1 protein-coding gene is annotated in these 898 nt (G+C 31.2%); it reads left to right on the top strand.

Features of this window, described 5'->3' with window-relative positions:
- Positions 1-99 precede the first annotated feature (99 nt).
- The gene (locus GFJ99_RS13275; protein ID WP_153199837.1) at positions 100-813 is read left to right on the top strand and encodes a DUF6794 domain-containing protein; all 714 of its coding nucleotides are present in this window, start codon (positions 100-102) and stop codon (positions 811-813) included.
- Positions 814-898 lie beyond the last annotated feature (85 nt).

The raw sequence follows: 898 nt of genomic DNA, 5'->3' as shown, positions 1-898 counted from the left end.
AAAATCCGCTGCTGAATGGAATGTTTTGTTATATTTGTAATGGCTTGGTGTTGGTTCAACGCCACTGAAAGCAAGCCACATAACGTTGTGCGTCATATTATGAAAAAACTAACAATCATATTTTTACTTATAAATGGAATTCTTTTTTCACAAGAAAAACCAAAAACTTATACAGCTAAATACCCTCCAGAAAGTATAAATCAAGCGATTGAATATATGGAATATAAGTGGACTGAAACAGAGAAAGAAAATTTCAAAAACCAAAACGAAGAGGACGCAGTTTCGTCATTACATTTCAGTTATGGAATGATGATAAGAAACAGTTGGTTAAGACGTGGAAACCATAAGCTAAATGATTTCTTTCATAAGAAAAAAGTTTTCCATCTTGATGATATGTCTTGGATTATCTTAAAAGCATTTCACAGAAAACTTAACAATAAAAAATTAGACCTTGACAAAATATTTAAGGCTTACAAAAAAAAATGGCATGATGGTAAAAAAGGTAGAAAAATTTATGCAGATAGTATAAAAAAAGTATTCGAAAATTTTAAAATCAACGACACGATTACATGTGCATATTACACTACAGCGATTGGAATAACTCCCGAAGAAATAGAAAAATATCGTGACTGTAAGCCTATAGCAGTAATCTTAAAAAAGAGAAAAAGAGATTTAAACCTTTTTATTAAATTAATATCTTCTTGTAATGGAATTGGAATAGAAACAGGTGTTTATGGCGAAAAATTCTCGACATTATTAATTAAAAACAACCAAACTGGTTGGACTAAATATTGGGAATGGGAACATAAATAAGAAAATACGTCGCACAACAGCGGTTTGCTTCAATGGCTACTTCCGGATTTTCCTACGGAAAATCCGCTGCTGAATGGAATGTTTT

Origin of the sequence: Flavobacterium sp. LMO6 (genome assembly GCF_009495795.1) — a bacterium.
GTDB lineage: Bacteria > Bacteroidota > Bacteroidia > Flavobacteriales > Flavobacteriaceae > Flavobacterium.
This window is presented reverse-complemented; position numbering and strand designations above follow the sequence as displayed.

Coding starts and splice junctions, on each gene's coding strand:
- GFJ99_RS13275 (WP_153199837.1), top strand. CDS start 100: ATGAAAAAACTAACAATCATATTTTTACTTATAAATGGAATTCTTTTT.